Below are 22,438 nucleotides of genomic sequence, written 5' to 3' on the forward strand. Positions count from 1 at the left end.
AGGGGCGCGGATGCGTCCCTCACCGGCATATTTGTAGGTGACATGCATGGCTGTAGATTTGACTGGCGGAGCTGGTGAGGAACTACTTTTTGATGAGGACGGGATTGCGACACGACGCAGCGTATTGCCTGGTGGTATCCGTGTACTAACCGACTATGTTCCGGGGCAAAAGTCAGTGGCCGCTGCTTTCTGGGTTGGAGCTGGGTCACGCGATGAGGCGTCGGGAGCGGAAGGATCGACGCATTTTCTTGAGCATTTGTTGTTCAAGGGCACCCAAACTCGTTCAGCAGTGGATATCTCCACATTAGGGGATTTTCTTGGGGGATCGCTCAACGCGGCAACCTCTCGTCAGTTCACCGAATACTACGGGCATGTATTCTCTGGCGATCTGCCTCAACTTCTTGAGTTACTTGTCGATATGTTCGTCCATTCGACCTTGGATCGCGAGGCGATGGAGCTGGAGCGGGGAGTCATCATTGAGGAACTGGCAGCCAGTGATGATGACGTCAGCGAGTGTGCAGAAAATGCGATTATGGGTCTAGTTATGGGGGATCATCCGCTTGCTCGACCAGTTGGCGGAACGATTGAGACGGTTCGCGCGCTACAGCATGACCACATGATGCAGCATTATCGAAAGAATTACCGTTCAGAGGAACTGGTGGTGACTGCGGCAGGCGATGTTAACCACAACGAGCTGTGCCAGATATTGTGTGCGTTGCTTGATAGTGCTGGATGGAATCTGTCAGATGGTCAACTCCCACAACCGCGTCGTCGCGTTGCTGATGTGCAGTACACATCGGGGTGCAGGCGTTTTATTGCCAAGCCTGGGCGGCAAAGTGCGGTGGTGGTTGGTGTTCCCGGCTTGCAAGTTACTGACTCGCGGATAACAACATTGAATATGTTGGAGACGATCCTTGGCGGCGGGCAGTCCTCGCGTCTGTTCCAGGAAGTGCGCGAGAAGAAAGGCCTTGCTTACGCCACTTTTGCATGGTCTTCGGCCTATCCGGAGGGCGGTGTTTTTGCGATGGAATCGCAGTGCGCTCCGGAGAATACGGGTGAGGTTCGCCGGATCATGACGCAGTGTTTACACGATATTGCGGAACACGGGGTAAGCGAGCATGAGGTAGAAACCGCGTTTCGTCAGTATCGTGCCCAGGTCGTGTTCTCGGCAGAGGCACATTCTTTCCGGCGTAATCGGCTGGGGCAGGCGGAGTTGATCCGCGGGCAATTGCGCACAATTTCCGAGCTTTTAGATGAGGCGCGAGCGGTGACGGCGGCAGATATTCGTCAGTTAGCCGAGGATCTTGCACAGCGTCCACAATCTGTTGCTGTAGCTGGTCCGGAAGAAGCAAGGTCGTAGACTACTGTCATGAAGGTTGCAGTAATTGGCGCCGCAGGGCGCATGGGCACAGCGATCTGCAGTGCAATTGAGAATACGGAAGATATGCACCTTGTGGCACGCTTGGATGCCGCAGATCCCATTACCGTAGATACCTTGGCGGGCGCGCAGGTTGCGGTGGAGTTTACTGTGCCGCAGGCGACGCAGGCAAATGTCCATGCAGTTTTAGCAGCAGGTTGCCATGTAGTTGTGGGAACAACAGGGTGGACGGAGCAAAGCCTGGCAGAGGTTCGCGAGCATTGCCAGCGCGTTGGAAAGAATGCGATTATTGCACCGAATTATTCGATCTCTGCAGTGCTTTCTATGATTTTTGCCCGTAAAGCGGCACCTTTCTTTGAATCGGTTGAGGTCATTGAGCTACATCATCCTGATAAAGCGGATGCGCCTTCGGGTACTGCGATGACGAGTGCGCAGATGATTGCGCACGCTCGCCGAGATGCCGGATGTGCTGTCAGCCCAGATCGAACCCAGTCAGATCCGTATGGTGCGCGCGGGGCAGATATTGATGGGGTGCGAGTTCACGCAGTGCGATTGCGCGGTCTATATGCGCATCAAGAGGTGCTCCTAGGTAATGCAGGCGAACAGCTTGTGATCCGGCAAGATTCCTTTGATCGTGCCTCCTTCATGCCGGGAATTATTGCGGCGGTACGTGCAGTATCGCAACGTAGCGGGCTAACTTACGGGTTGGAAGACGTCCTCGATATTCACTGATCTTGACGTGCTCGGATAATACGCGGGTGTGGCTGGGAAACGCTATCTGAGAACTCAGAGGCGCTCAGAGCAGGAAAACTGGGTGATAGCTGGCGGCATGTCTGCGAGGAATAACGGGGCTACCAGCGCCTTAGCTACCAGTTAATACGTTATTTAGTGACGGGGTAGTGCGCTCAGCTATATTGCTGCCATCTGGTTAAGTTGTGCATTGCTGGCTATCTCGTTGCAGAGCGCTGTTTATGCATAGCTGGTCCGATTGTGTATCGGGCTATATGCAATAACTAGGAGGGAGCGCCTCCGAGAATGCGACGGATCTGCCCCCCCCCCGAGGGGACGGGGAAAAAGAAAAGCCAGTGTTTGTGGTCGGTGTTCGGTGATATAAGCCAGCCGCTAACCTCAGACGGAGCTATGCGCGTGCGGCTCATGGCGATCAAAAAGTCGTCCACCACAGGTGCTCTGAAATATCACCGCCATCAACGTGGGCGGTACGCCACATTCTGCGCGGGGCGAAGCCAGCAGCATGGAAAAACGATGTGGCAGCGTCATATCCGGCGATAATCCAGGTATATAACTCGGTGGCGTCATGGGCATAATCGGTAGCTGCGGCAAGTAGTCGAGCGTCGTGACCACGCCCAGCATATCGTTGCGGGACGCACAGATTCGTCAGTTCGTAGGCGCAGATCTCCTCTTCAGCCGTGTTTTCAGGACGCGGGAAAACATGAGAAGGCTGAGATTCTTCCTCAGGTGTAACAGTGTTGCAGGCTGCAGAGGGATACTCTGCGGGTGCCTGATCTTCTAAAGGGTTTTCTGCCGGTGCATATTCCGTCGGTGCATCCGCATCGCTGGATAGATTATGAGCCGTATGCTCAGACGGCGATATTGCAAAGTCAGCCGGTGAGGGCGCTTCTGCGGGGGCTGCAGAAGAAAGATATTCGAGATCCGGAAGCGGATCGCACGGAGCAAGAGCAGCGAATCCTTCGATCATATCGCCATTGAGGGCAACCAGAATATGATGCCGTTTCGAGGGGAGACGCTCAAGGGATTCGCGCCAGACGTTCGCTAATGAGCCAACATCAAACATGGCACGAATGCTAGGATCTGCCCTCCGGCCTAGCCCAGAGCTGATGCTTTCATATAACGTTTCAGCTTGTATTTGAGCAATGGCGAGAGCATCACGGACGGTAGCTGGGCGTACTGACATCTTCATCTGGATATTGTCTCAAGAAATGGCTAGATGTCGAAAGTCGCGGTGAATGAGACGGCAAGCTATTAGGGTAGAGACTATGGATAACTCACTTCCTTCTCGTTCTTTTGGATCTGTCGCAGTGGCAATGGTGACTCCTTTTCACCACGATGGTCGCCTTGATATTGATAGTGCCTGCGCAATTGCAGTCAAGCTTGTTGCAGATGGTTGCGATGCTCTCGTCTTATCGGGAACTACTGGGGAGTCTCCGACTACGCATCAACCGGAAAAGAATCTGTTAGTGCAGGAAGTGAGCAATGCAGTTGCCGGGAAGGCCATGATTATTGCGGGTGCGGGCTCGAATGACACAGCGCATGCCGTGCGTATTGCGCGCGGGGCACAAGAATCTGGGGCGCAGGGCTTATTAGTCGTCTCGCCGTATTACAACCGGCCCTCCCAAGAAGGGGTGTATCAACATATCGTTGCGGTAACTGAGGCCACGGATCTGCCGGTGATGTTATATGACATTCCGGGGCGCACCGGAGTGGCGATTTCTGATGAGACGCTTGACCGCCTAGCCCAGCATCCGCAAATTAAAGCTGTTAAAGACGCGACGGGAAATGTGCCCCAAGGGTTCGAGCGAATCCAACGCACGGGTTTGGAATTTTATTCCGGGGATGACTCCCTTAACTTTGCCTGGTTGGCTCATGGCGCTTCCGGAGTGGTATCAGTAGCCGGTCATGTTATCGGAGCGGGATTACGTCGCCTTGTTGATGAAGTAGACGCGGGAGATCTACCTGCTGCCCGCGCGGAATTTGCGCAACAGGCGCGAATCATTTCCGCCATTATGGGCGGCGGGCAAGGCGCGGTGATGGCTAAAGAAGCTATGCGATTGTTGGGAGTGATTCCCTCGTCAGCAGTTCGGTTACCGCTTGTTGGTGCAAGTGAGGAAGAAATCATTCGCTTGCGCCAGGTCTTGCGTGAAGAAGGTTTACTCACTAGCTGACGGGCGAGGTCTAATCGGCTGCGGTCAGGAGAGGGCCAGAGGCAGATTCGGCATACGCTACTGGGGAAAAGCTCGCCAGAGACGAAAGGAAAATGTCACAATAGGGACGTGACGACGAATATTCCTGCTCCTGCCGCTGCCGGCACGCTTCGTATCATCCCGCTTGGCGGAATCGGCGAGATCGGCCGCAATATGACCGTTTTTGAGATTGACGGTCGGATTCTTATTGTCGATTGCGGCGTGTTATTTCCAGAGGAATCACAGCCGGGCGTGGATCTGATCCTGCCGGATTTTGACTACCTCAAGGATCGCCTAGAGAAGATTGACGGAATCATCTTGACCCACGGCCATGAGGACCATATCGGGGGCGTCCCATATTTACTGCGGTTGCGTCAGGATATTCCCATTATTGGCTCCCAACTAACGGTTGCGCTGGTTGAGGCGAAATTAGCTGAGCATGGGATAACGCCGTATTCCCTCGTCGTTGAGGAGGGAGATACCGAGCGGATCGGGAACTTTGACTGTGAATTTATTGCGGTGAATCATTCGATTCCTGATGCGCTCGCGGTCGTGATCCGCTGTAGTGCTGGAACGGTCTTGCATACCGGCGATTTTAAGATGGATCAACTGCCTCTTGACGGTCGGATTACAGATTTGCGTGCTTTTGCGCGGGTGGGCGATGAGGGCCTTGATCTGTTTATGTGCGATTCAACGAATGCGGAAGTTCCCGGTTTTGTTGCCTCTGAGGTTCAGATTGGTCCGGTTATCCGCGATGTTTTCGCTCAGTCGCGGGGAAAAATCGTGGTTGCGTCGTTTGCTTCGCATGTCCATCGCGTCCAGCAGGTACTGGACGCAGCGGCAGAATTTAACCGAAAGGTATGCTTTGTTGGTCGCTCCATGGTGCGCAATATGACGATTGCCGCCGAGCTGGGCTATCTGACTATCCCCGAGGGGATTTTGGTTGATTTGAAGAATTCTGACGCGATAGCCGATGACGAAATCGTCTACATGTCTACCGGATCCCAAGGTGAGCCGATGGCGGTGCTGTCACGTATCGCCTCGGGTTCGCATAAACGTATCAGCGTCGGCCCGGGCGATACCGTCATTTTTGCTTCTTCCTTGATTCCCGGTAACGAGAATTCGGTTTACCGCCTCATCAATGGGTTGATGAAACGCGGCGCCAAGGTGGTACATCAGGGCAACGCAAAAGTCCACGTTTCCGGCCACGCGGCAGAAGGGGAGCTGCTGTACTGCTACAACATCGTAGAGCCAGAGTATGCGATGCCGGTTCATGGGGAGATCCGGCATCTGGTGGCGAATGGAGCGATTGCCGTAAAGACGGGCGTTCCCGCGGAAAATGTTCTACTGTGTGAAGATGGTTCCGTCGTCGATATGACTAACGGAGTATGCCGCATAGTGGGCAAAGTCCCGTGCGGATATGTGTATGTTGATGGCTCGTCAATCGGAGAGATCACGGAAACGGAACTTACAGACCGGCGTACCCTCGGCCAAGAGGGATTCATTGCAATTTTTGCTGTTGTCGATGCGCAAAATCGCACGGTCCTCGCTGGGCCACATATTCAGGCGCGCGCTATGGCGGAGGATGATTCAGTGTTTGACGCGATCTTGCCGGATGTCCGGTCGGCACTGGATGAAACCTTAGCGAATGAGTCGGCAAATACGTATCAAATGCAACAGGCAATGCGCCGGGTTGTCGGGCGATGGGCGGCACGCCAACTGCGCCGAGCACCAATGATTATTCCCACGGTTATTGAAGCCTAGCGAGGCTAGTGAGGAAGGCGAGCTAAGGAAAACGCATTACGCCACCCGCATCACATTTTGCGCAGTCCGGCGCGTAACCGTCGGAGTATCGTCCTGCGCCGACTAGGCTCGGATTCGTATATATTGGCGAGTCTGCTGAGAATGACGCAGAAAATCGCAGGAATAAAACGACGAAAGGGAGCGCGGATGGCTCGGCCGAATAAACCGGCACGATCACGTTCACAAGCGGGAAATCCCGCTTCGACTTCGCGGTCAACCAGGGGCAGCGGAGCCGCTTCGCCGCGGGCTCGCAGTACTCGCAGCGAAGTCACCCCTGATGAGAACGCTGCCCCTGATGCAGTGGGGCATTCTCGCGAGGGATTTGCGTTTATTCTCATTGCTGCGGCCATTATTGTGGCTTTGCGGGAATGGTTTTCCCTGTCGGGCATTCTCGGTTCGGTGATTCATCATGCGACAGCAGGAATTGTAGGCAACCTTTCGATCTTCGTCCCGATCATTCTGCTGGGCTGCGCGGTCCACATGTTCCGGCGAGTATATCGGGGAACGCATCGTCGTTTCGTTATCGGTCTTGCGTTAGTCTGTTTGGCGCTGACGGGAATCCTCCACATTTTTGGTGGGCATCCCAGTCCGGCTGATTCGATGGCATCGGTGGAGTCAGCTGGCGGTTTGATTGGCTGGGCAATTGGGGAAGCACTCACGGCATTATTCTCCGTCTGGGGAGCTATCCCACTCCTTATCTTGTTGATTATTTACGCGATGCTGTATTCGACTCAGACCTCGGTTCGCGATATTTTTTCCTGGATTAATGACCGTCGCCTGGCCCGTCGAGAAGCGATGGGTGACGACGCAGACGAGGAGCTGGACGACGAAGATATAGAGTCAAGAGAAATAGACTCAGGTGCGCCTCCAGCCCGCACGTCTCGGGTAAAACGTGGGCGGGCCGCCGCAGAACAAAATGATGCGCAGCCTGCTGAGGCAGGGGATGAAACCGCTGTGGTATCTCCGCCTGCGAGCCGCCAGACACGTGGAAATACGCCACCGGAACGTCTCGCTCCAACGGCCCCAACAGTTGTTACTGACACTGCGCCGCGTGCTGCGGCTCTCGCAGGGCAGGCGTCTGCGTCGGGAAAGAAAACATCCGATGCGCCCCCGAAAGATACGGAATCCTTACTCGATCGGGTCGAGCGGCTCGAAATGGGGAATATCTCTTATGCTCTCCCGCCAAGTGACATGCTCTCATACGGGCCGCCACATGTGGATCGTTCAGCAGCTAATGACACCGTAGTTGAGGCGTTAACTCGGTTATTTGATGAGTTCGGGATAGACGCTCAGGTGGTGGGATTCTCCCGTGGGCCGACGGTTACGCAATATGAGGTAGAAGTTGGTCCGGGTGTGAAAGTAGATCGGATCAGTGCGCTATCGAAAAATATCGCGTATGCGGTAGCTAGCGCCGATGTCCGTATTCTTTCCCCGATCCCAGGAAAATCGGCGATTGGTATTGAAATTCCCAATACGGATCGCGAAACTGTCCTCATCGGTGATGTCCTGCGCTCGTCGGCTATGCAGAAGCAGAGCCATCCGTTATGCGTTGGGGTAGGCAAGAATGTGGACGGAAAGTACGTCGTTGCAAATCTTGCGAAGATGCCACATCTGCTGGTGGCAGGCGCAACGGGCGCAGGTAAATCCTCGTTCGTTAATTCGATGATTACCTCGATTATGATGCGTGCTACCCCCGAGCAAGTGCGGATGATTTTGGTTGATCCTAAACGGGTGGAGCTGACGATCTATGCGGGTATTCCGCATTTGGTGACGCCCATTATCACCAATCCCAAGAAAGCAGCTGATGCCTTGGAGTGGGTTGTCCGTGAGATGGATCAGCGCTATGACGATTTAGCGTCATACGGATACAAACACATTGACGATTTCAATGCGGCCATCCGTGCTGGGGAAGTGACTCCTCGTGAAGGCTCCCAGCGCAAGCTCATGCCATATCCGTATTTATTGGTGATTGTGGATGAGCTGGCTGACCTAATGATGGTTGCCCCGCGGGATGTTGAGAGCTCGATTCAGCGGATTACCCAGCTAGCACGCGCTGCCGGTATCCACTTAGTGCTGGCAACACAGCGTCCATCCGTTGACGTTGTGACGGGTCTAATCAAAGCGAACATCCCTTCACGATTAGCATTCATGACCTCATCATTAGCGGATTCTCGGGTTATTTTGGATGCCTCCGGTGCAGAAAAGCTCATCGGTATGGGCGATGCCTTGTTTATGCCGGCAGGTCAGTCTAAGCCAGCGCGAGTCCAGGGGGCATGGGTTACTGAGGAAGAAATTGCTCGGGTGGTGGCTCATGTCAAAGATCAAATGTCTCCGGTATATCGGGAAGATGTCACGGTTAAAGCCGAAAAGAAGGTTATTGACGAGGATATCGGCGATGATCTTGAGGTGTTGTTACAGGCTGCAGAGTTAGTGGTAACCACTCAATTCGGTTCGACGTCGATGCTGCAACGTAAATTGCGTATCGGTTTTGCGAAAGCTGGACGCATGATGGATCTGCTGGAATCTCGTGAGATTGTGGGGCCATCAGAAGGATCAAAGGCGCGTGCTGTGCTGGTGACCCCAGAACAGTTACCGGAAGTACTGGCTATGATCCGTGGCGAAGATGTAACGCTTCATGCGGCTGATACGGATGGCGAAGATCGCTATGCCGATGCGGATTTCGGAGATGTCGATGTGGCGCGGGAGCCAGAGGTAACTGAGGCGTATGCTAACGGCGGCGTGATCGTGGACGATGACCGCTATGCTGATCCTCTGGATGGCTGGGAAGATCGTCCTGACGATATTGATGAAGACGCCTGGCAGCTTACTGGGCGGGATTAGCGAAACTGTCTCTCTCTTCAAACAGCAATTATCTGGGTATCGTCAGCAGATAGCTACAAATTAGGAGCCGAACCGTATTTAGGGGAGGAGAGGAGAAAAGCCTCCTAAGGAAATATGCTACAGGGTGCTGGAAAGACCCGAGTATAGAGCAGAGATTATCCTTCGCGGCTTAATTGCAGGTGAGATCCAGTTGGGGTCGGTGGAGTCGTTCGCTCAGTTCCAAAACCATTGATAACAGGATAGGTGACCTCGGCTCGGGCTGCGATTTCTGCGGGGCTCATACCGCTGTTCGTTATTTGGTTGGCAGTTAATGCGTGAAGCGGATACAGATGACGGCCATAGGGGGAGTTCTGGGTGATGACCGTCCAATCGAGGTTCGTTACGCTGGCATCTGCTGGGCCGCGAGCCTCGATTGTTGCTGTAGTAATAAGACCTGTGGTGACGCGATAGCCGTCAAGTTCGATGGATTGCCCAGAGATTTGATTTCCCATGGCATATACCAGCCACATGCCGCGTCCATGCGGACCACCAGGGAGTTTGGCGAGTGGTTCGGGTACGTGCGTGTGATTGCCGAATACCAGGTCAATTTGACCGGAGTTGGCGAGTTGTTGGGCGGTCACGATCTGCTGCGGATTTGGTTCACTGGCGTATTCCGTCCCCCAATGCATAGAAGCGATGACGATATCTGCTCCTAACTGACGGGCACGAGCTGCTTTATCAATAACCGTGTTAACTGGCGATCCGAGAGGGCCGACGACATCCCATGAATAGGGCGCGTCTGCGGGAATAGGTAAACCGTTTGTGAGCATAGTTGCGCCAATATGGGCAATCTTGACGGATTGATGCTTTCCGGTGATGGTATAGAACTGGATTTGTTGGGATTCCTCGGCGCTACGCGCAGTTCCAGTCCATCCGAGATGAGAATTAGTGAGGGCGTCGATGGTGGAGATGACGCCCGATAGACCACGGTCCATCGTGTGATTTGTTGCTGTTGCGCATCCGTCGTAGCCGATGCGGGAAATGGAGTCTGCAAGATCCCACGGCGCGCCAAAAAGAGGGTAGTTGGATGGTTTTTCGTTGGGACGGACGATGGGTACTTCTAGCGCACAGATCGCTAGATCCGCGTTCGCTATATACGGCTGAATATCAGCATATAGCGGAGCATAGTCGTATCCGCCATTTGCTGCGCGGGCATGCTCATTGACGGATAGATGCGGCAAAATATCTCCACCGGCTACTACGGTGAATTCTTCTGGTGGGTTAGTTGGTGTTGGCGTCGGTGAAACGCTGGAGGATTGTGGTGATGAAGAATCAAGCGAATCCTGCCCTGGGTTTTGCGAGGAGTTTGGCTGGGTGGAATCCGTGCAGGCAGCGAGGGTAGCGCCAAGACTGACGAGGGCAATAATAAAAATTTTCTTCATCGGGTGCTTCTTAGATGATCCTGGTAGGCGTGTACAGTTTGCCAGAAAAGCTCTGCGGATACCTTAAAGTATATAGGGTGGATACAAATAAGGTTTCGGTTGTGAACATCGCTAATACGCTGACTATCCTCCGGTTGGTGCTGGTGCCGTTTTTTATCTGGGCGTTGCTTATCCCAGATAGTCCCCATCGTTGGTTGGCGTGGGCAATTTTTGCGTTAGCGGCCCTGACGGATAAACTCGACGGCCATCTTGCTCGCTCGCGGGGGTTGATAACGAATTTCGGCAAACTAGCGGATTCTATCGCCGATAAAGCATTAATCATTTCGGCAATGGTTATGTGCTCTTGGCATGGGTGGCTTTGGTGGTGGGTGACCATCGTCTTTATTGTTCGCGAACTAGGGATCACTGTGATGCGTATGGCGGTAGTGCGTAAATCGGTGATGGCAGCAGGTCGGGGCGGAAAAATTAAAATGATGGCTCAATCGCTGGGGATTGGCGGTCTTGTTATTCCGTGGTGCGCTTTCTTGCCGCATACGATCGCAGTCGTTTTGGTGTGGGGGTGCTATGTGCTTGTGGCAATAGCTCTGGTTTTCGCTTTCACCTCAGCAGCGCAGTACATTGTGCAGGCGCGTCGTATTGTGGTTAATGACGTTTCCAGCGGGAGATAACTATGCCGGCAGCCGAGTATTTAGCACAGAGCTCGGGTGGGTATGTGGCTGAGGAAATATCTTCGCAATATCGACTAGCTCAGGAGTGTATTGCGCACTTGTCGTCGCGTCATCAGACGCTTGCGGTTGCAGAATCCCTAACGGGAGGTGCGCTCGCCTCTGCATTTGTGGATGTCAGTGGGGCTTCGCTGTGTTTTCGTGGGGGAGTTGTGGCATACACAGTTGAGGCTAAGGCGCAGATACTCGGGGTAGATCAAGGAGATTTAGCTCGTACAGGTCCGGTGGACCGCCAGATTGCCTGCCAAATGGCACGCGGAGTGGCGCGGTTATTTGGTGCGGATTATGCGTTAGCGACGACGGGAGTTGCTGGGCCAGGTTCGGCAGACGGGCATCCGGCTGGTACGGTGTGGATAGGTATTTTGACTCCAGATGGGGTGCGAGCTCGGCTATTGCAGTTATCTGGAATGCGCCAAGACGTGAGGCGGAGCACGGTTGAATGTGCTTTGCAGGAATTTCACAAAGAACTTGTGAAATAATCGAGAACTCGGAGTTCGCTTTCAGGGAATTCGCAGGATTGTCTGTCAGGATAGATGACATCGGGTTCAACCACTGATAGCGAATGGCGCAATTGGGGTTGAACCAGTAGAAGAGAGAGAACACATGACGATGATGAATGACGCGCTAGTTCGCAATGAGACGGTTCTTTTCCGTCGTGAACTGGGAGATGTTTTGCGGGAATACCGCCAGCGTCAAGGGCGGACGCTCCGTGAGGTGTCTTCCGATGCTCGTGTTTCGCTCGGCTATCTTTCCGAAGTGGAGCGCGGCCAGAAGGAAGCATCCTCAGAGTTGTTGCACTCTATTTGTGGCGCATTGAATGTACCGATGAGCCACGTTTTGCGGCTTATTGCTGATCGTATTGATATGGCAGAGGGGCGTACCCCTCCGATGATGCGCAAGGTTCGTGCGGCACGTGCTGCCGGAGTTCAGATTCCGGATACGGCGGAGGCGTTGCTGAACGGCGAGTTTAGCTCTGTTGGTGTTTAACACGTGATTCGTCTTGCTCACTGCGATATGCGATGAAACATAGCGAATTTTGGGATGTCGTTGATCGTGCTTTCGAGCATGGATTGGGGCGCTCTTTAGCTCATGATTTAATCTTGGCAGAGCTTGATTCGCGTACCGCAGAAGAAGCGCTAACAGCAGGGGTAGAGCCGCAGCTCGTGTGGCACTACTTGAGGACGGCAATGGAATTACCAGATTCCTACGAGTTTCTTCATCGCAGTTATCCCAAACGGTGAAGTGATGTTTCCCCGAGAATGTACAGTCGGTGGCTAATAATCAGGGATGGATATATCAGGTTAGGTGTGCGGCAATAAGATATGCTGCACACCTAATTTTTGCCTCGCTAGGCATGGATGAGTATGTCGGTATTTGTCGGCGTATCTGTGCGTCCAAGTATTTCCGGCAAAATCGCGAGAAAGCGCGAAAGATAGTAGCGCTCGTATTCGTCGCGTTAATAGCACAATGAGTGCGATCACAGCGACACGCGAGGACAACGAGACGATATTCGAACGAATGTTCGGCTAAAGTTATCCACGGCGACGCAATCTGCAGGCGATATGCACATAGGGTATCGCGCAGTTTGGCTATGCCTCAGGTCGGGCATAGCGTTGTCAACGAGAGGCTCGGAGAGGGTCTCTCGCAAGATTAATGACCTGATCTGTCCACCGGCTACGGCCACGAGATAAAGAGAGTAGATAATGGTAAAGAATTCTGCCGTTCCCACTGATCGGGAAAAAGCGCTTGAAGCGGCATTGGGTCAGATTGATCGCCAGTTTGGCAAGGGCTCGGCGATGCGTTTAGGCGATCGACCAGTTCAAAATGTTCAGGTTATTCCTACTGGGGCGCTTTCCTTGGATATTGCTCTTGGTATTGGTGGTCTGCCGCGGGGTCGTGTTGTTGAGATTTATGGTCCGGAATCTTCCGGTAAGACGACAGTCGCGTTACATGCCGTCGCGCAGGCTCAGAAAATGGGTGGAATTGCGGCCTTCATTGACGCGGAACACGCCCTTGACCCGGAATATGCCCGAGTATTAGGCGTGGATACGGATGCTCTGATTGTTTCTCAGCCGGATACGGGAGAACAGGCATTGGAAATTGCCGATATGCTTATTCGCTCCGGAGCCTTGGATATTATCGTCATTGATTCGGTAGCCGCTTTAGTCCCTAAAGCGGAAATTGAAGGCGAGATGGGCGATTCTCATGTTGGTTTGCAAGCCCGTTTGATGTCGCAAGCCTTGCGTAAATTAACAGGTGCGTTATCTGCCTCCGGAACGACCGCCATTTTTATCAACCAGTTGCGCGAAAAAATTGGGGTGTTCTACGGTAATCCAGAAACGACAACCGGAGGTCGTGCACTAAAGTTTTACGCTTCCGTCCGGCTTGATGTGCGCCGTGCAGACCAGCTCAAGGATGGTGCTAACCCCATCGGAAATAACACTCGGGTCAAAGTCGTTAAGAATAAGATGGCCCCGCCTTTTAAGCAGGCTGAATTCGCAATCTACTACGGTAAAGGAATCTCGCGCGAATCCTCGATTATTGATATCGCGGCAACGATGCACGTCATTAAGAAATCTGGAGCTTGGTACACCTACGAGGGCGATCAACTCGGGCAAGGCAAAGAAAAGGCATGCCAATTCTTGCGTGATAATCCCGAGATTGCAGATGAGATAGAGGCACGAGTTAAGGCAGAATGTGGGTTAGGTGTAAAGCCGACCGTGGATCCTGAGGATACTCCGATCTCCTAATGGTGGATTATCGCCTTCATGCAGATGCGAAAGTGCGTCGGCGTGCTAGTGCTGCAGAGATTGCTGCCCGTCGTCGAGAGCGGGCAGCGCAGCGCTCAGAAGAAGAATGGTATTCCTTCGCTAAAGACGTATGCTATCGGCAGCTAGCTATGATGGAGCGGTCGGTTGCACAATTGCGAACTGCCTTGCACCGTCAGCTTGTTCCTGATGAGATTGCGAACTCTGTTATTGATATGTTTTGCCAGGCGGATCTGGTTAATGACGAACGCTTTGCCCGCATGTTTGTCCGTTCTAAATTCGCCACAAAAACGACCTCGCGACGCGTATTAAGACGAGAACTCGCTGAAAAAGGGGTCAGTGCGGAACTTGTCGAGCAGGCATTAGCCGAGATAAGCGATGATTCGGAACTGGAAGCCGCGCGTGACTTTGCACAACGCAAAGTTCGCTCAATGCGGGGAATCGACGAAGAGACCATTCGACGTCGGCTTTATGGAGCCTTGGGGCGGCGAGGTTTTTGTGCGGAGCATATTCGTCAGGCGATTTATGACGCATTCGCAGGAGAAGATGGCGATGCGTGTTAATCGAACACTGGTGAGGCTAATGCGGTCAAATTCGCACTGTGGCAGGGCGCAATCACTATCGAGAAACTACTAGACTGACGGCGATGACTCTTCCCAAGACTTATGCAGTGCGCACCCTCGGGTGCCAGATGAATGTACACGATTCTGAACGTCTCGCTGGTCTGCTTGACCAGGCCGGATATGTGCCAGTAGAGCTTGTGCCGCAAAAGGCGCAGCGAGCTACTGAAGCTGGTGATATGGGGGCAGACGTCCTCGTTATCAATACTTGTTCGGTTCGCGAAAACGCGGCGAATAAGCTTTATGGCAATTTAGGGCAGTTGGCCGCCGTAAAGCGGGAACGTCCTGATATGCAGATCGCGGTGGGCGGGTGCCTGGCGCAACAACTGCGCGGCGGTATCATTGAGCGTGCGCCCTGGGTGGATGTCGTTTTGGGGACGCATAATCTCGATGTGCTTCCGGTGTTGTTGGAGCGAGCACGCCATAATAAGGAAGCCGCAGTAGAAATTGAGGAATCACTAAAGGTTTTCCCGTCAACGTTACCTACACACCGAGAATCAGCGTATGCGGCGTGGGTGTCAATCTCAGTTGGGTGCAATAACACCTGCACATTCTGCATTGTTCCGCAGCTACGAGGTAAGGAACGTGACCGGCGTCCGGGCGATATTCTTGCGGAAATGTCGGCAGTTATCGCGCAAGGAGCTATTGAAGTAACCCTACTGGGGCAAAATGTTAACTCCTATGGGGTAGGGTTCGGAGATCGTGGCGCCTTTGCCAAGCTATTGCGGGCAGGCGGCGCAATTGACGGCTTAGAGCGTCTGCGTTTCACTTCTCCACATCCGGCCGCATTCACGGATGACGTTATCGCCGCGATGGCAGAGACTCCGACGGTAATGCCCTCGCTGCATATGCCTTTGCAGTCAGGATCTGATCGCATTTTGCGCCTTATGCGCCGATCATATCGCTCCGAAAAATTCCTTGGAATTTTGCAGCGAGTTCGCGAACAGATTCCTCATGCGGCAATTACCACTGATATTATCGTCGGCTTCCCGGGGGAAACTGAGGACGATTTCCAGCGCACCCTTGATGTGGTGGAAGAATCGCGATTCGCCTCAGCCTACACATTTATCTATTCACCGCGTCCAGGGACTCCAGCAGCCGATATGGCGGAACAGATCCCTGATGAAGTGGCAAAGGAGCGGCTCAACCGTCTGGTGGAACTCCAAGAACGAATTGGCACAGAAGAAAACGTCAAACTGGAGGGGCACGAAGTAGAGGTCCTTGTTTCCACTGGTGAGGGGCGAAAAGATGAGGCAACGGAACGAATTAGTGGTCGAGCGGCCGATAATCGCCTTGTCCATGTTGCTTTGCCCGAGGGAATTACTGATCCGCCGCGGCCCGGGGATATTGTTACGGCGTGCGTCACCCACGGTGCGCCGCATCATTTGGTAGCCGATTCGGCTCGAACGAGCGGAGAATTCCGTATTCGCCGTACCCGTGCTGGGGATGCGTGGCAAGAATCTGAACGTCGTCGTCATGAACTGGAAGAAGAAGCTGCCGGTCGTGCTCCGGTGAATCTAGGCATACCGACGATTGGAATGAGGCCGCGTACCTCGTGAACGCTGTGCCGATCATTGCTGTTGTTGGTCCGACGGCATGTGGAAAGACGGATCTGTCAATTGATCTGGCGCAACGCTTGGGAGGGGCGCAACGTGTTGAGATTATCTCGGCAGATGCGATGCAGCTCTATCGTGGAATGGATATCGGAACTGCAAAAATAACACTCGAGGAGCGGCAAGGGATCGCTCATCATCAGCTAGATGTTCTCGATGTCACCCAATCAGCATCGGTTGCGGCATATCAACAACACGCGCGCACAGATCTGGAGAAAATTCGTCAGCGTGGCAAAATTCCTATGATTGTTGGCGGATCGGGGCTATACGTCTCGGGTTTGCTTGACGAACTACAATTTCCCGGCACATCGCCACATGTGCGCGAAGAACTTGAGGAAATTGTGCGTCGCGAAGGTCTTGAGGTGCTTGTGGCAGAGTTAGCACAGCGCGATCCGCATACCTACGCCACTATTGACTTACACAATCCACGTCGAGTCATTCGTGCCCTGGAAGTGGTCCGGCTGACGGGACGCTCCTATACTCCGGAATTTCCCCGACACACAAGCCATTATCCTGCTGTTCTTCAGTTGGGCATACGCCGTGATCCGCAACTATTACGCGAGCGGATAGCGGGACGTACCCGTCGTATGTTCGAATCCGGATTACTGGAAGAAGTGCAGGGGCTATGTGAGCACGGATTACGCGATGGCCCGACGGCTTCCCGAGCAACTGGATACGCTCAAGCAATTGCAGTCCTTGATGGTCAGATGGCGCCTGAGCAGGCACAGGAGGATATTGCAACAGCAACCTGGAAGCTGACTCGCAAACAGCGCAAATGGTTCGGGGCAGATCCGCGTATTATCTGGAACGATGCGGAAGATCATCTTCTTGACTGGGCTAGTGCTCAGGTGGAGCGTTTCTTGAATAACGAATAAAAGTGAGGATATGTAGAAAGGCGCGTTGATGTGAACGTAGAAATCTATATATCCATACTGGAAATGCTAATACTGCGTGGGGCTCATCAATAAAGTGATCGACAAGCGATACAGCGATTGAGGTGTGGTGCGGCGTGGTTTTAACGAGATGACGCCACGCCGCACCCATACACTCGCAATACTCGAAATCCCTTCTGAGATCCTACTTTATCCGCCGGATAGCCAGATTCTTGTAACCAGCTCAATAGGGAATCTGCGCCTAAATGACGCTGAACGACGAGATATGCCACGCCATGTGGTGCTAGCCGATCTAACCAATGGCTTAGCAGATTGTGAAGAGCTGACTTGCCGATCCGGATAGGAGGATTCGACCACAACAAGTCAATGTCAGTTAGCGAGGCGTCCTCAGTGATTGTGACGTTGTTATATCCAGCACGAGCAGCATTATGCGCAGCTAAGGTTCGCGCACGAGCATTAACGTCAATTCCGTAGACATGGGCATCGGGGTAGTGGGCAGCTAGCGCTAAAGTCAGTGGCCCCCAGCCGCATCCAAGATCAACGATACGTGCTCCGGTGGTCAGCTCGGGTAGCCCTCCCTTGTGCAGGAGAACAGCAGTACCTTTATCTAGCCCGTCAGGAGAGAATATTCCCGAGCTGGTTTGTATGCGATAAGAATGGCCAGCAATATCAATCTCTAGCTCGCGCTCATGCGAATCAGAAATCGGTTCAGCAGAAAAATAGTGCTCAGTCACGAGATATACCTTACCTGGTGTGACTTCAGGTGTCTGAGCCGCGTCCTTGTTTCCAATACCTCCCACGTGTTAGACAATAGAGGTAACCCAATGAAGGAGTCCTTTATTAACGCGAAATCCTCTCGTCCGATTCACGTCTTGTCTCATGACGGTACTGCGCTGCAAGCTGACCCGGCATATTCGGGAAGCTGGGCTGGCGATGGCTTTGAGCGGGAACAACGCTCGTCCTTGCGTCGTGTTCCGGGGTTATCGACCGAGCTGACAGATGTTACCGAGGTTGAATACCGGCAGTTGCGCCTAGAGCGGGTGGTGCTGGTTGGCGTTGTGACGGACGGCAATATGCAAGCTGGAGAAGAGTCGCTACGGGAATTAGCGGCTTTAGCGCATACGGCAGGATCAACGGTGTGCGATGGGGTATTGCAACGCCGTACATATCCTGATCCGGCAACCTATTTAGGTTCCGGAAAAGCCCGTGAGCTTGCGCAGATTGTTCATGCTCATAGCGCTGATACGGTTATTGTCGATAGCGAATTGGCGCCTTCGCAACGTCGTGCGTTAGAAGATGTGATCGACGTGAAAGTCATTGATCGCACGGCTCTTATCTTAGATATTTTCGCCCAGCACGCCCGATCTCGGGAGGGCAAAGCGCAAGTGGAGCTTGCTCAGTTGGAATATCTGCTACCTCGGTTGCGTGGTTGGGGTGAGTCGATGTCCCGACAAGCAGGTGGTCGAGTTGCCGGTGGTGCCGGTATCGGCTCGCGTGGTCCAGGTGAAACGAAAATTGAGCTTGATCGGCGCCGTATTCGTCAGCGTATGGCTAAATTGCGGCGAGAAATTGCTCAGATGAAGAATTCTCGTCAGACCCGACGTCAGGGCAGGCAGAAAAACGCAGTTCCCTCTGTTGTGATCTTGGGCTATACGAACGCAGGGAAATCCTCACTGATGAATGTTGTCACGGGTGCGGGTGTGTTGGTGGAAAATGCGTTATTCGCAACCTTAGATCCGACGGTACGCCGCGCTTATACCCGTTCTGGGCGAGAATATACCTTGACGGACACGGTTGGTTTCGTGCGTAACCTACCAACTCAACTGATTGAGGCGTTCCGCTCAACCCTGGAAGAAGCAGCAGACGCTGACGTCTTATTGCATGTGGTGGATGCGGCACATGATGACCCCTTAGGGCAGATTGATGCGGTACATCACGTCTTAGCAGATATTGATGGAGTACACGAGATTTCAGAGATTATTGCCTTATCGAAAGCTGACATCGCTGATCCAGTTAATATCGCATTGTTACGCACCCGCTATCCGGAGGCAGTTGTTGTTTCTGTGGCAGACGGGCGAGGAATAGAGGAGTTGCGCGATCGTATTGAGTCCCTGTTGCCGCACCCGACGATTTCCGTGGATCTTCTCGTGCCCTATGATCGCGGTGATCTGGTGCATCGATTGCATGAAGATGCTGAGATTCTTATGCAATCCTATGAATCTGGCGGGACGCACATGCGGGCGCGAGTGACCCATGAGTTATGGGGAGTTTTGCATCAGGCAGGGCTAGTGGAAGCAGGCCGTGGATACGGAGAAGTATCTGGTGAGTGAGGAGCCTACAGAACAATCTACGGCGGAGTCTGCCGAGCGGCCGGTTGAAGTTCAGAGGGATACCGAGGAATCTGTTGAGGAAGTTTCCGAGGAAATTGCTAAGGAATTGGCCGCATGCGACCCGTGTGAAGTTCTCAATGTGTTAATTGAGCTAATGGGAGGCCAATATCGTGACGGTCAGGCTGTCATGGTGGATAAGGTCTATCAGGCGCTCGTTGATTCCCAACACATTATGGTGCAGGCAGGAACGGGCACGGGAAAATCTTTTGGTTATCTTGTTCCAGCTCTGACGTGGGCTGCTTTTTCTGGGCAGCGGGCCATTGTTTCCACCGCAACTTTGGCTTTGCAACGCCAGATTATGACCTCAGATGCGCCGGCGGTTGTGCAAGCAATCGCGCAGCGTTACGGCAAGCATGTTGAGGTGGCTCTGTTAAAGGGCTGGAATAACTACGCCTGTATGCGCAGAGTTCAATCGGGTTCGCCCGACGAGGATTCGCTAATTTCCCGAGATGAGGGTGTTTTCGGTGCGAGCGCAGTGGGCGAAGAGGTGGTGCGTGCTCGGCAGTGGGCGCTTAGCAGCTCAACTGGAGATCGTGACGATCTTGTTCCGGGGGTTGGCGATCGGGTGTGGCAGCAGATTTCTGTTTCTAAACAGGAATGTGTCGGTACGACCTGTCTTTTTGCTGCGGATTGTTTTGCCATGCAGGCACGAGCTGCTGCTCAGGAGGCGGATCTCGTCGTTACTAATCATGCATTACTTGGTATTGAGACGACGGGAACGCCGGTTATGCCGCAAGCAGATGCGTATATTATTGACGAGGCCCATGATCTTGTTGAGCGAGTAACAACGCAATTGACGCGTTCGTTATCTCATTTCGATCTTGCTTCTTTCGCACGTTTGCTCAGGCAAGCAGGCCTTTCGGCGGATTCGATCTTGGAAATTGCTGACGATATTGACGCAATGTTTAATGCGCTGCCGGTAGAGCGCCTGACAGAGATTCCGGATGGATTGCGTGAGGTTTTGACGCAACTTCTTGGATCTGTGCAAGAGGCATTGAGTGATATTGCTGGTATGCCGCAGAATACTGAAGATGCAACAGCCCAGAAGAAGCGGTTGCGGGTTCGGGCAATGCAATTGGCTGACTTTTGTACGGATTGTTTATCTGAGGCGGTGACGTCCGGCTCGTTGGTGGCATGGTTAGGCGAATATGGCGAGGTGCGCACTATCTATCTTGCTCCGTTGGACGTCTCGGGGCGAATTGCGCGAACGCTATTTGCAGAACGTCCGGCTATCTTGACCTCAGCTACCTTGCATTTGGGTGGGAGTTTTGATGCGATGGCCCACAAAGTGGGTTTTAGTTATCCAGAGCAGGGGCCGTGGGAAGGCATTGACGTCGGTTCGCCCTTTACGCCGCATCGTCAGGGCATACTTTATGTTGCTGCGCATTTACCTCCGCCGGGGCAGGGAGGGTATGACGATGTGTTTCGGCAGGAAATCGTGGATCTGATCCAGGCTTCCCAAGGCGGAGCGCTGTGTTTGTTCACATCGAAAGAGGCTGCTCAACGAGCGGCTGACTATGTGCGACCTTTGGTTGATACGCCGGTCTTGTGTCAAGGTGATGACCAGCTATCAACACTTATTGAGCAGTTTGAAAGTGATTATCACGCGTCACTATTTGGTGTGATGTCACTATGGCAGGGAGTGGATGTGCCAGGGGATACGAATCGCCTTGTCATTATTGATCGAATTCCTTTTCCGCGTCCGAATGAACCGCTAACGCAAGCCCGTTGTGAGGCGGCAGAACGTGCGGGGCGTAATGCGTTTATGGCGGTATCTGTTCCCCAGGCGGCGCTGTTGTTGGCGCAAGGCGCGGGGCGGTTATTACGTCGAACAACAGATCGTGGAGTGGTTGCGGTATTGGATTCTCGGTTGCGTTATAAGCGCTATGCTGGCTATCTTATTGCGTCTATGCCGCAACTGTGGCGCACTGTTGATCGCGATTATGTGTTAGAGCAGCTCAGCCGCCTGGCGCGTTCGGGGCAATCGCGCCAGAATGATTCTGCTGAGAACATTGTTGATGGTCAAGATAATGAAGATGGCCAAGAGGATAGGGAGTAGTAATCCTACTGAATGATTTGTACCTGGGCGCCACCCGAGGATAGGTATCGACTTTGGTGGAGGTAAAAGCCTGGCTAGTGGAGCCATGTAAATGGGATTGGGTAAAGTATTGATCCTTAGAGCGCGCGAAGCACGGTGACAACTTTACCGAGGATGCTTGCCTCGTCGCCAGGGATAGGAGCGTAAGCGGAGTTGCGTGGCATAAGCCAAACGTGCCCGCTTTTACGTTGAAAAGCCTTGACGGTGGCTTCGCCATCAATCATGGCTGCGACAATCTCTCCATTCTCAGCAACAGATTGCCTGCGGATGACAACCCAGTCGCCGTCGCATATTGCGGCGTCAATCATGGAATCTCCGACTACTTTCAGCATGAATAGATCTCCGGTGCCGGTCAATTGACGGGGGAGGGTGAATACGTCATCAACGCATTGTTCTGCCAATATCGGACCGCCGGCAGCAATACGACCAACGGCTGGCACAGTAACAGGATCGCTGACGATGAACTCCGTGTCGTCGATGCGGTAGTTATCAGGTTGTTTATAAGGGGCAACGTGGATGGATTCGGAGGATGGTATTGCGGTAGAAGCTACCGAATTTGATACGACCTGATCGGTTTGAGTAGATCGGCGTGGATGGTTAATAGGTTCCGTGATTCCAGCATGCGTACGACCAAGCTCGGTGACATCTAAAGTGCGTGGGCGGCGCGGATCGCGCACGATGAGATTAGCGTTATGGAGTAGATCGAGTTGGTACTTGACAGAGGATGGGGATTTCAATCCAATCGCATCGCCGATCTCTCGAACGGTTGGCGGATAGCCGTGAGCTGAGATTTTATCGCAAATGACGCGCAAGATGGCCGCTTGGCGCTCGGTTATTGCGTGATGTGGCGATGGCATCGGCTTCCCTCCCTAGTCCTCTTCAATGCGATGGAAACCAATATGGCTTTCATGTACCGCATATTGTTATGTGTTGCTCGCCTCTAATTATA

The 22,438-nt window shown here is 53.2% G+C and carries 19 protein-coding genes; 15 read left to right on the plus strand and 4 right to left on the minus strand.

Annotation, left to right across the window (positions count from 1 at the left end; translation table 11 throughout):
- Positions 1–46 precede the first annotated feature (46 nt).
- Together ACLHIL_RS01420 and dapB are read left to right on the plus strand one after the other, a co-directional pair.
- Entirely contained in the window at positions 47–1,360 is a 1,314-nt protein-coding gene (locus ACLHIL_RS01420; RefSeq protein ID WP_411296096.1) for a M16 family metallopeptidase, read from the plus strand.
- A gap of 9 nt (positions 1,361–1,369) precedes the next feature.
- Positions 1,370–2,110, plus strand: a complete 741-nt coding sequence (gene dapB, locus ACLHIL_RS01425; protein ID WP_411296098.1) for a 4-hydroxy-tetrahydrodipicolinate reductase — start codon at positions 1,370–1,372, stop codon at positions 2,108–2,110.
- A gap of 430 nt (positions 2,111–2,540) precedes the next feature.
- Here dapB and ACLHIL_RS01430 read toward each other — a convergent pair whose 3' ends face one another.
- A complete protein-coding gene (locus ACLHIL_RS01430) occupies positions 2,541–3,317 on the minus strand; it encodes a hypothetical protein (RefSeq protein WP_411296100.1) in 777 nt (258 codons plus the stop codon).
- Between the two features lie 76 nt (positions 3,318–3,393).
- Between ACLHIL_RS01430 and dapA the strand changes: the two genes are divergently transcribed.
- The 3 genes from dapA (at position 3,394) to ACLHIL_RS01445 (ending at position 8,961) form a co-directional block, all read left to right on the plus strand.
- Positions 3,394–4,299, plus strand: coding sequence for a 4-hydroxy-tetrahydrodipicolinate synthase (dapA, locus tag ACLHIL_RS01435; RefSeq protein WP_411296102.1), 906 nt, complete (start codon positions 3,394–3,396; stop codon positions 4,297–4,299).
- Positions 4,300–4,407: 108 nt separating this feature from the next.
- Positions 4,408–6,081 carry a ribonuclease J gene (locus tag ACLHIL_RS01440; protein ID WP_411296104.1) on the plus strand — a complete coding sequence of 558 codons (1,674 nt, stop codon included), beginning with the start codon at positions 4,408–4,410 and terminating at the stop codon, positions 6,079–6,081.
- A gap of 186 nt (positions 6,082–6,267) precedes the next feature.
- Positions 6,268–8,961, plus strand: coding sequence for a DNA translocase FtsK 4TM domain-containing protein (locus ACLHIL_RS01445; protein WP_411296106.1), 2,694 nt, complete (start codon positions 6,268–6,270; stop codon positions 8,959–8,961).
- 155 nt (positions 8,962–9,116) lie between these two features.
- Here ACLHIL_RS01445 and ACLHIL_RS01450 read toward each other — a convergent pair whose 3' ends face one another.
- Positions 9,117–10,382 (minus strand): CapA family protein, encoded by a 1,266-nt coding sequence (locus tag ACLHIL_RS01450; RefSeq protein ID WP_411296108.1) that lies wholly within the window; start codon positions 10,380–10,382, stop codon positions 9,117–9,119.
- A gap of 77 nt (positions 10,383–10,459) precedes the next feature.
- On the opposite strand from ACLHIL_RS01450, the gene pgsA reads away from it, so the two are divergent.
- From pgsA to miaA, 8 genes are all read left to right on the plus strand, one after another.
- Entirely contained in the window at positions 10,460–11,050 is a 591-nt protein-coding gene (gene pgsA / locus ACLHIL_RS01455) for a CDP-diacylglycerol--glycerol-3-phosphate 3-phosphatidyltransferase (protein ID WP_411296110.1), read from the plus strand.
- A 2-nt stretch (positions 11,051–11,052) separates the two neighbouring features.
- Entirely contained in the window at positions 11,053–11,586 is a 534-nt protein-coding gene (locus ACLHIL_RS01460; protein ID WP_411296112.1) for a CinA family protein, read from the plus strand.
- A 124-nt stretch (positions 11,587–11,710) separates the two neighbouring features.
- On the plus strand, positions 11,711–12,094 hold the full coding sequence (locus ACLHIL_RS01465) for a helix-turn-helix domain-containing protein (RefSeq protein ID WP_411296114.1): 384 nt from the start codon (positions 11,711–11,713) through the stop codon (positions 12,092–12,094).
- A 32-nt stretch (positions 12,095–12,126) separates the two neighbouring features.
- Positions 12,127–12,348, plus strand: coding sequence for a DUF3046 domain-containing protein (locus ACLHIL_RS01470; RefSeq protein WP_411296116.1), 222 nt, complete (start codon positions 12,127–12,129; stop codon positions 12,346–12,348).
- A gap of 462 nt (positions 12,349–12,810) precedes the next feature.
- Positions 12,811–13,857: a recombinase RecA gene (gene recA, locus ACLHIL_RS01475; RefSeq protein WP_411296118.1), complete on the plus strand. Its 1,047-nt coding sequence runs from the start codon at positions 12,811–12,813 to the stop codon at positions 13,855–13,857.
- Complete coding sequence (locus ACLHIL_RS01480) at positions 13,857–14,438, plus strand: regulatory protein RecX (protein WP_411296120.1); 582 nt, start codon at positions 13,857–13,859, stop codon at positions 14,436–14,438. Before recA ends, ACLHIL_RS01480 begins: the two co-directional genes overlap by 1 nt.
- Positions 14,439–14,521: 83 nt before the next feature.
- Positions 14,522–16,054 carry a tRNA (N6-isopentenyl adenosine(37)-C2)-methylthiotransferase MiaB gene (gene miaB, locus ACLHIL_RS01485; protein ID WP_411296122.1) on the plus strand — a complete coding sequence of 511 codons (1,533 nt, stop codon included), beginning with the start codon at positions 14,522–14,524 and terminating at the stop codon, positions 16,052–16,054.
- Complete coding sequence (gene miaA / locus ACLHIL_RS01490; RefSeq protein ID WP_411296124.1) at positions 16,051–16,983, plus strand: tRNA (adenosine(37)-N6)-dimethylallyltransferase MiaA; 933 nt, start codon at positions 16,051–16,053, stop codon at positions 16,981–16,983. The genes miaB and miaA overlap by 4 nt, the downstream gene beginning before the upstream one ends.
- Before the next feature lie 140 nt (positions 16,984–17,123).
- Here the strand turns inward: miaA and ACLHIL_RS01495 are convergent, their stop codons facing one another.
- Positions 17,124–17,735, minus strand: a complete 612-nt coding sequence (locus ACLHIL_RS01495; RefSeq protein WP_411296126.1) for a class I SAM-dependent methyltransferase — start codon at positions 17,733–17,735, stop codon at positions 17,124–17,126.
- A gap of 90 nt (positions 17,736–17,825) precedes the next feature.
- Here ACLHIL_RS01495 and hflX point away from each other — a divergent pair, with 90 nt between their 5' ends.
- On the plus strand, positions 17,826–19,331 hold the full coding sequence (hflX, locus tag ACLHIL_RS01500; RefSeq protein ID WP_411296128.1) for a GTPase HflX: 1,506 nt from the start codon (positions 17,826–17,828) through the stop codon (positions 19,329–19,331).
- Complete coding sequence (locus ACLHIL_RS01505; protein WP_411296130.1) at positions 19,324–21,450, plus strand: ATP-dependent DNA helicase; 2,127 nt, start codon at positions 19,324–19,326, stop codon at positions 21,448–21,450. The genes hflX and ACLHIL_RS01505 overlap by 8 nt, the downstream gene beginning before the upstream one ends.
- 116 nt (positions 21,451–21,566) lie before the next feature.
- Here the strand turns inward: ACLHIL_RS01505 and lexA are convergent, their stop codons facing one another.
- Positions 21,567–22,346, minus strand: a complete 780-nt coding sequence (lexA, locus tag ACLHIL_RS01510; RefSeq protein WP_411296132.1) for a transcriptional repressor LexA — start codon at positions 22,344–22,346, stop codon at positions 21,567–21,569.
- Positions 22,347–22,438: the final 92 nt, after the last annotated feature.

Origin of the sequence: Trueperella sp. LYQ143, from assembly GCF_046599595.1 — a bacterium.
GTDB lineage: Bacteria > Actinomycetota > Actinomycetes > Actinomycetales > Actinomycetaceae > Trueperella.